The following is an 8,235-nucleotide window of genomic DNA, read 5'->3' on the forward strand; positions in this document are numbered from 1 at the left end:
AGCGGCGACAGGCGCTTGGTCATGATCAGCGTCATGAACGTGATCACCATGCCGAAGCCAAGCAGGGTCAGAAGCATGAGGGTTATCTCCAGCTAGTCGTTGTTATGTGTGCCTGCCTCCGGCTGGGGAAGCGGGTACGCAAGACTAGGAAGAAAAGCTGTCTGGAACCTGTCGTTTTCGTCGGCCGCGACCCGTCAACTTGCTATGCGACAATCGCCGCTATGCGCATTCTGGTAATCGAAGACGATGAGGATTTGTCCGACGCACTCGTGCGCCGGCTGCGTCGTCTCGGCCATGCCGTCGACAGCCAGAACGATGGCCTGAACGCCGACGGCGTCCTGCAGTACGAGACCTTCGATCTCGTCATCCTGGACATCGGCCTGCCGCGCATGTCGGGCTTTGACATCCTGCACCGGCTGCGCGACCGCGGCAGCAAGACGCCCGTCCTGGCGCTGACCGCGCGCATCGACATCGAAGACCGCGTGCACGCCCTGGATACCGGCGCGGACGACTACCTGGCCAAGCCCTTCGATTTCCGCGAACTGGAAGCGCGCTGCCGCGCGCTGCTGCGCCGGCCCAGCCCGCAGGCCACGGGCACCCTGCGTTTTGGCGAACTGGTCATCGACAGCGCCGCGCGGCAGGTGACGCTGGCCGGACGGCGCATCGACCTGCCCAAACGCGAGTTCAGCCTGCTCGAGATCCTGCTGGCCGGCATGAACCGCGCCGTCAGCAAGTCGGAAATCGCGAACAAGCTGTTCGCCTTTGACGACGACGCCGCGCCCAATGCCATCGAGGTCTACATCGCCCGGCTGCGCCGCAAGCTGGAAGGCTCGCCGCTGCGCATCGAGACGCAGCGCGGCACCGGCTACCTGCTGACGGCGGCGGGCGGCGCGGACGGCGAGCCCCCGGCCACGCCGCATCCGTAGCGGCGCGCAACACCATGAACCGGCCGCGTTCCGAGCAGCCCCGCCGAATTTCCGTGCGCCGCCGGCTGCTGACCGTGCTCGGCGCGCTGTTCGCGGTCGGACTGGGCGCGATCTACCTGCTGGTGCGCGGCTATGCGCACCAGACCGCCGACACCACCTACGATCAGCTACTGCGCGCGTCCGTGCTGTCCATGGCCGACAGCCTGCAGCTCGTGCAGGGCGAGTGGCAGATGGACATGCCCTACGCGGCCTTGGCGCTGCTGGAGCAGGCGCCGCGCGACCGCGTGTTCTACCGCGTGGCCTCGGCGCGCGGTGCGCTGATCTCGGGATACGGCGACCTGCCCGCGCCGCCCGCACGCGGCAACGCCGACGCCAGCACGCCGCAGCTTTACGCGACCGAATACCAAGGCGAGCCGGTGCGCGTCGCGTGGATGGAACGCAAGGTGGCCGGTCCGCAAGAGACCGAGACCGCGATCATCCAGGTCGCCCAAACGCGTGAGGCGCGCAACGCGCTGGCCGATCGCATCCTGTGGCAAGGCACGCTGGCGTTGATCGGTTTTACCGCCGCCGCGCTGACGCTTGCCTATTGGGGCTTGCAACGGTCGCTGTCGCCCATCCAGCGGGTCGAGCGCGAGCTGGCCGGCCGCACCGCGTCGGACCTGCATCCTATCGCCGCGCCGGTGCCGGAGGAACTGGACATGCTGGTTCACTCGCTGGACGGCTTCATGGGCCGGCTGTCGGAAAACCTGGACACCCTGCGCCTGTTCATTGCCGAGGCCGCGCACCAGCTGCGCACCCCGCTGGCGGCGCTGCATGCGCAGATGGAGGTCGCGCTGGACGAGGACGATCCGGCCGAGCAGCGGCGCAGCCTGCTGGCCGTGCTGCGCAACGCCGAAAAGCTGTCGCGGCTGGTCAACCAACTGCTCAGCGACGCCAGTGTCATCCACCGCAGCAATGTGCGTCAGTTCCAGCCCGTCGACGTGGCCGAGCTGCTGAGCCAGGCCGTGTACGACACCGTCCCGCAGGCGGACCCGCAGCCCGACGTCCGGCTGCATCTGCCGTCCGCCAACGAGAGCAAGCCGCCGCGCGTCATGGGCGACAACCTGATGCTGCGCGAAGCCTTCAAGAATCTCATCGACAACGCCTTGCGCCACGGCGTCAATGACGACGGCCACATCGACGTGCGGCTGGATCCGCACGACGGCGGCTGGCGCATTACAGTGTCCGACCAGGGGCCGGGAATTCCGCCAGCGCTGGCCAACACGGCCTTCGAACGGTTTGCGCGCGGCCCCAATCCCCGCTCGCCTGGCGCCGGATTGGGACTGTCCATCATCAAGCGCGTCGTGGACATACACGGCGGCACGCTCAGCCTGAGCAACCGCGTGGGCGGCGGGCTGGACGCCGTCGTCACTCTGCCCGCCACCGCCTCACCCGCGAAAGCCGATCATGCGTGACGTCCTGTCCATCCTGCGCGGCCTGGCCGCGATCGCCGCGTTGACGCTGTCCGCGATCAGCCACGCCGCCGAAGTGAGCAGCAGCGGCCTCACGCTGGGTCCCGCGGACAGCAGCAACGTGCTGGTCGTCCACGCTTCCAACAGCGTGCAGGTGTTTCGCGGCGTGCTGGAGGACTTCAGCAGGCTCAACCCGTCCGTGCGGCTGGAATACACCGAGCTGTCGACGCAGGATCTCTACAGCGATACCGTGGCCCGCGCCGCGAAGGCGCCCGGCGTTCCGTCGGGGCCGGACATCGTCATCAGCAGCGCAATGGACCTGCAGACCAAGCTGGTCAACGACGGCTACGCGCGCGTCCACATATCGCCGCAGACGCGCGCCCTGCCCGGCTGGGCCAACTGGCGCGACGAGGTCTTCAGCATCGGCACCGATCCCATCGTGATGGTCTACAACACGCGCAAGCTCGATGCCGCGCGCGTGCCGCACACCCGCCGCGAACTGCTGTCGTTGCTGCAGGCGCCCGACCAGCCGCTGGCCGGCCGCATCTCCACCTACGACGTGCAGGGTAGCGGCATCGGCTATCTGGCGGCCACGCAGGACACGCGGCTGGACAGCATGGCGGGCGCGCTGCTTGGCGCGTTCGGCCGCAACGGCGTGTCCATCCACGAGTCCACCGAACACGCGCTGGACAAGCTGGAAAGCGGCGACGTGACGCTGGCCTACAACCTGCTTGAGTCCTATACCCGGCACCGCATCGACAACGGCGCGCCGCTCGCCATCATCTACCCGCAGGACTACACGCTGATGCTGTCGCGCTCGGCCATCATTCCGAAGCAGGCGCCGCGCGGCGACCTGGGCGCGCTGTTCCTGGACTATCTGCTGTCGGCGCGCGGTCAGGATGCGCTGGCGCGCGAGTCCGGCATGCGGCCGGTCAGCGCGTCGGTCGTGCCCGCGGCCGGCGTGCGGCCCGTGGCATTGGGCGTCGGGCTGCTGGTGTACCTGGACCCGCTGAAAAAGCGCCACTTCCTGGACCTGTGGCGCGCGGCGATCTTTCCGCCGCGCTGACGCCGCACCGGCTGCGCGTTAACGCAGCGCCACGCTCATGCCGCCGTCGGCCATCACCACCGCGCCCACAATGTAGCTGGCCTTGTCCGACGCCAGAAACGCAATGACCTCCGCGATCTCGCGCGGCTCGGCCGCCCGCCGGATCGGCGCGTTCTTGCCGTGCTCGGCCAGGAAGCCGGGACCGTCCGCATGGATGTGGTTGGTGATGTTGGTGACCACATCGCCCGACCCCACGGCGTTCACGCGGATGCCGTGCTCGATGGCCTCCAGCGACAACGCGCGCGTCAACTGCGCCAGCGCGCCCTTCGAAGCGGCGTAGGCCGCGATGGTGGGAAAGGCCTGGTAGCAAGCGTACGACCCGACGTTGACGATCGCGCCGCGGCCCGCCGGCACCATCACGCGCATCGCTTCGCGTGAGAACAGGAAGGCGCCGGTGGAATTCACGGCAAGGATGCCGTTCCAGTCTTCCAGCGTCATGTCGATCACCGGCTTGTTGATGATAACGCCCGCGTTGTTCACCAGGATGTCCAGCCTGCCGAAGCGGTCCATCGCGGTCTTGGCCGCACGTTCGGCGCTGTCTTCCCGCGAGATATCGGCCACCAGGGGCTCGACGCCGGGCCGCGCCAACGCGCGCACGGCCTCGTCCCGGTCCACCGCCACGATGCGTGCGCCCTGCGCGTGCAGGAGTTCCAGGGTGGCCAGGCCGATGCCGCTGGCGGCGCCGGTCACAATCGCGGTCTGGCCGGAAAAGGGTTGGTCTTTAGAAGTCGTCGCAGTCATCAGTGATTCCTTTGGGTTGATCGATCAATACGGGCTGGCCGTCGGGCGCACCACCACTTCGCTGACGTCCACGTCGTCAGGCTGTTCGATGGCGTAGGCAATGGCGCGCGCAATGGCGTCCGGGTGCAGGGCCACGCGCCGGAACGACTGCATCGCCACGCGCGCGGTGTCGTCGGTGATGGTGTCGGCCAGTTCCGATTCGACGACGCCGGGGCAGACCACGGTCACGCGGATCTTGTCGGTCTCCTGACGCAAGCCGTCCGAAATCGCGCGCACCGCGAACTTGGTCGCGCAATACACCGCCGCCGTCGGCGACACGGCGAGTCCGCCGATGGAAGACACGTTGATCACCTGTCCGTGCCCCTGGCGTTCCATGCCCGGCAGGACGGCGGCGATGCCGTGCAGCACGCCGCGGATGTTCACGTCGATCATGCGATCCCACTCGTCCACCTTCAGCGAATTCAGCGGCGACAGCGGCATCACGCCCGCGTTGTTGACGATCACGTCCACCTGCCCGTAGGCCGCCTCGGCGCCGCGCACGAAGTCACGCGTGTCCTCGGCCGACGTGACGTCCAGCGCGCGAAACGCTGCCGTGCCGCCGTTTGCCCGAATCTCTTGCACCAGTGTTTCCAGCCGGTCAGTGCGGCGCGCCCCGACGAACACGCGGTGGCCCTGCGCGGCCAGCAGCCGCGCCGTGGCCTCGCCGATGCCGCTGCTGGCGCCGGTGATCAGCACCACTTTGGATTGCCGGTTTTGTGTCGAAGTCATGGTCCTTACTCCAAGTCGTTTGCGTGACTCAAATGCTAAGGACTGCGACGCCGCGGGCGAATACCTGCGTCTATCGCACCCTTGCCCATTCCTATCGCGCACCCTGTTCCGCCCCGATGGGCGCCGGTAGAATGTCCCGCACCGGAACCGAACCACGGATGCCCCATGACGCTGCCGTCCAACCCGCTGTCGCGCGAAATGATTGCCCTCATCGACCGCCTGGCGCCCAACGAGGGCTACAGCCTGTCCGCACTGGACGGCGTGCGCTTCATGCGGTCGGACCGGCCGCTGGGCCGCACGCCAGTGCTTTACGAGCCCGGCATCGTCATCGTCTGCCAGGGCCGCAAGCTCGGCTTTCTGGGCGATGAGACCTACGTCTACGACGCACAGCACTTTCTGGTGCTGTCCGTGCCCCTGCCCTTTTCCACGGAAACGCAGGCAAGCAAGGAGGAGCCCATGCTCGCGGTGTCGATACGGATGGATCTGGCGACCGTGGCCGATCTGGTGGTGGCGATCGACAACCGCTCGGGGGACGGTCCCGAAGCAGCAAGCACACGCACAGGCACAGGCGCCCACAACGGCGACGCGCCGCTCGGCATCGCCTCGACCCCGCTGTCTGTCGAGCTGGCCGACGCCACCGTGCGACTCCTGCGCGCGCTTTGCCATCCGCTCGATGCCGAGATCCTGGGCCCGGCGCTGGTGCGCGAGATCTGCTTTCGCGTGCTGAACGGCGAGCAAGGCGGCGCCCTGCGTGCCGCGCTGGCGCATCCGGGCCGCTTCGGCCGCGTCGCGCGCGCGCTGCGCCGCATTCATACGGACTATTCCCAGCCGCTGGATGTCACGCACCTGGCGCAGGAAGCCGGCATGAGCGTCCCGGCGTTTCACGTCAATTTCAAGGCGGTGACGCAGACCTCTCCCATTCAATACATCAAGTCCACGCGGCTGCATCAGGCCAGGCTCATGATGATCCGCGACGGCCTGACGGCCGCGTCGGCCTCGGCCCGCGTGGGCTACGAAAGCGCGTCGCAGTTCAGCCGCGAGTTCAAGCGTTTCTTCGGCCGCACACCTGTTGAGGAAGTGCGCGACATGAAGGCGTCGTTCGCGCTGTCGCCCGCCGTCGCCATCGGCGATTTCGCGTCGCGGCATTGAGCTTGGCGCGGCGCCGCATCGTGTAGCATTCGGCGCTATTGCCGCAACCCTCACGCATCACGATGTCCAACGACTCCCGCGCCATTGGCCTGCACCACAAGACCGCCCAGCAGATCCAGGATGAAACGCTTGCCGCCATTCATGGCTGGTTCGACAAGCTGCAAGCGCGCGACGACATCGACGCGATCGTGGCGCGCACGCCGCTGCAGGCCGGCATCCACAGCGAGATCCTGCTGGAATACGAGCCCTCGCGCATCGTGTTTGACGTCATGCCCAGTTGGGAGCCCGACGACGAAGACGGCCTGCGCGCCGAAGGCCGCAACGGCCCGCTCAGTCCCGATGCAATCCACGAATCGCTGGCGCCCGTACTGCGCGAGGCTGTGCTTGAACGCATCGCCCGGCTTGCCGGCAAGCCGCACCTGGACCACCATTTCCGCTTTCGCGCGCAGTTCCCCACCACCGAGGGCCGGCTGCGCCTGACGTTGGTGGACCACACGGACGAAGCCAAGCAGCAAGGCCTGCGCGAACGCGTCGCGCAATACGTGGACCAGGAAGTGCTGAACGGCACCCAACCCACCGGCCGCCTGCACATCAGCCTGCTGTGCCGCCATCTGCTGGACGAGCGCCTGTTTCCCGAGTCGGATTACGCCTGGCTGATCGCCGTCTTCACGCGCGTGCTGGCGCTGAACGCGGGCCAGGAGTCGCTGGCCGAGCAGCGCGGCGCCATCATTCATGCGCTGCGCCGCTGGTCCGAGGAACAGTATCTGCCGCGCTATTTCGACGTGTCGCAGAACGCCTTCCGCACGAACACCTACACGCTCAAGCCCGGCGCCACGCTGGATCCCGATGATCGCGGCATCGACCTGCTGCTGTACGCCGCAACGCTGATCCTGCGCTTTGAACCCGGCTATGCGCGGCCGCTTGGCCTGACCTTTCTGGAACTGGCGCGCGACGCGGGTAGCGCGCGCGCCGAGACCATGCTTGCCAGCGGCAGCGGCGCCATTCCCGCCGACCGCGCGCGCCTGGCGACCGACCACGTCATCTGCGCCGCCAACGACGTGCTTGCCACCGTCACCGTTGAGATCCGGCAGGAGTCGTCGGCGGCCTACATCCAGGCGCTGGACTTCATCGCCAGCCTGTTGCGCGCGGGCTTTCCGGCCGGCTACCGCATCGAATTGAAAAGCCGTGCGCGCCACTACCTGCCCATCAAGGGCCTGGCCAAGTCCGACACGCATCGCTTCTTCGCCAACGCCGCGCAGCACCCGGAGGCGCACGATGCGCTGGAGAGTTATGCGCACGCCGCCATCCAGCCCTACGAGTGGTACACCGATGCCGACGCCGAGAAGGCCTGCCTGTCCGGCACCTATGCGGCGTTCGCGCTAGGCCTGGCCGACTCCAGCCGTTTTTCGCTGCTGCGCCACTACATGGATCTGGTGGACGACGAACACCAGTCGGTGCAGGACCGCTACACCACCGTGTTCCTCGAACAGTACGGCCTGACGCCGGACACGCTTGCCACCACCGTGTCATGCCTGTGCGTCTGCACCGACGGCTTCAAGCTGCCCGCCGGGTTCGCGATTGAAGATGCGCATCTGCTGGCCCTGCTGGCTGACGCGTTGGCCGCGCTGCCCGAGCATCTCAGGGCGCATGTGCGCGAACGGCTGTTCGGATCCGACAAGAAGCTGGCTGCGCTGGCGCGCAAGGCGGAAGAACCGAAAAAGTCGCTGCTGCTGCGGCTGCTGGCGCAATAAACGCAGCAGCGCGGCGCGGCGGTTTTACAGGGATTTCCGCGGCGGTTGATTTATCCCGGTATCGCCGCATCAACACGCATTTTTCGTTGCGGACAAGCGTGCCGAAATCATCATCGCGCGCAAATTTGCGACGATAATCTGCGCTGGGTCGCCGCCTTCATCGCACGTTCCACGGGGCGCGCCCTCCGCTTTGATCCGCAGCAGCGGTGCGCCGCCATGCCTTGCCGGCCGGCGCCACCTACAACCATGTGTGACACGTAGCAGCGATTACGTTTGAACCAGCGTTGGAGGCACGCCATGCCCGATCATCGAATCGCATTGCGCCGCGCCGTCGAGGCCGTCGA

The 8,235-nt window shown here is 67.3% G+C and carries 7 protein-coding genes; 5 read left to right on the forward strand and 2 right to left on the reverse strand.

Translation table 11 applies throughout. The annotated features are described in order from the left end of the window. Positions 1-221 precede the first annotated feature (221 nt). From RT697_RS26235 to RT697_RS26245, 3 genes are read left to right on the forward strand one after another with little or no spacing between them, the layout of a single operon-like run. A complete protein-coding gene (locus RT697_RS26235; protein ID WP_313702562.1) occupies positions 222-926 on the forward strand; it encodes a response regulator transcription factor in 705 nt (234 codons plus the stop codon). 14 nt (positions 927-940) lie between these two features. Further along, positions 941-2,380, forward strand: coding sequence for a sensor histidine kinase N-terminal domain-containing protein (locus RT697_RS26240; RefSeq protein WP_313702563.1), 1,440 nt, complete (start codon positions 941-943; stop codon positions 2,378-2,380). Next, positions 2,373-3,443 carry an ABC transporter substrate-binding protein gene (locus RT697_RS26245; protein WP_313702564.1) on the forward strand — a complete coding sequence of 357 codons (1,071 nt, stop codon included), beginning with the start codon at positions 2,373-2,375 and terminating at the stop codon, positions 3,441-3,443. Before RT697_RS26240 ends, RT697_RS26245 begins: the two co-directional genes overlap by 8 nt. Positions 3,444-3,461: 18 nt before the next feature. Here the strand turns inward: RT697_RS26245 and RT697_RS26250 are convergent, their stop codons facing one another. Both RT697_RS26250 and RT697_RS26255 read right to left on the reverse strand, forming a co-directional pair. Continuing rightward, on the reverse strand, positions 3,462-4,223 hold the full coding sequence (locus tag RT697_RS26250; RefSeq protein WP_313702565.1) for an SDR family oxidoreductase: 762 nt from the start codon (positions 4,221-4,223) through the stop codon (positions 3,462-3,464). A gap of 24 nt (positions 4,224-4,247) precedes the next feature. Further along, a complete protein-coding gene (locus tag RT697_RS26255; RefSeq protein ID WP_313702566.1) occupies positions 4,248-4,991 on the reverse strand; it encodes an SDR family oxidoreductase in 744 nt (247 codons plus the stop codon). Between the two features lie 165 nt (positions 4,992-5,156). Between RT697_RS26255 and RT697_RS26260 the strand changes: the two genes are divergently transcribed. Beyond that, entirely contained in the window at positions 5,157-6,140 is a 984-nt protein-coding gene (locus RT697_RS26260; protein ID WP_313702567.1) for an AraC family transcriptional regulator, read from the forward strand. A gap of 62 nt (positions 6,141-6,202) precedes the next feature. Further along, positions 6,203-7,891 (forward strand): DUF6138 family protein, encoded by a 1,689-nt coding sequence (locus RT697_RS26265; protein ID WP_313702568.1) that lies wholly within the window; start codon positions 6,203-6,205, stop codon positions 7,889-7,891. The last annotated feature ends 344 nt before the right edge of the window (positions 7,892-8,235 follow it).

Origin of the sequence: Achromobacter sp. (genome assembly GCF_032113835.1) — a bacterium.
Taxonomy (GTDB): domain Bacteria; phylum Pseudomonadota; class Gammaproteobacteria; order Burkholderiales; family Burkholderiaceae_B; genus Achromobacter.

Bases quoted from the DNA above. Each gene is read 5' to 3' on its own strand.
- RT697_RS26250 (WP_313702565.1), bottom strand. From the start codon at position 4,223: ATGACTGCGACGACTTCTAAAGACCAACCCTTTTCCGGCCAGACCGCG.
- RT697_RS26245 (WP_313702564.1), top strand. From the start codon at position 2,373: ATGCGTGACGTCCTGTCCATCCTGCGCGGCCTGGCCGCGATCGCCGCG.
- RT697_RS26265 (WP_313702568.1), top strand. From the start codon at position 6,203: ATGTCCAACGACTCCCGCGCCATTGGCCTGCACCACAAGACCGCCCAG.
- RT697_RS26260 (WP_313702567.1), top strand. From the start codon at position 5,157: ATGACGCTGCCGTCCAACCCGCTGTCGCGCGAAATGATTGCCCTCATC.
- RT697_RS26255 (WP_313702566.1), bottom strand. From the start codon at position 4,991: ATGACTTCGACACAAAACCGGCAATCCAAAGTGGTGCTGATCACCGGC.
- RT697_RS26235 (WP_313702562.1), top strand. From the start codon at position 222: ATGCGCATTCTGGTAATCGAAGACGATGAGGATTTGTCCGACGCACTC.
- RT697_RS26240 (WP_313702563.1), top strand. From the start codon at position 941: ATGAACCGGCCGCGTTCCGAGCAGCCCCGCCGAATTTCCGTGCGCCGC.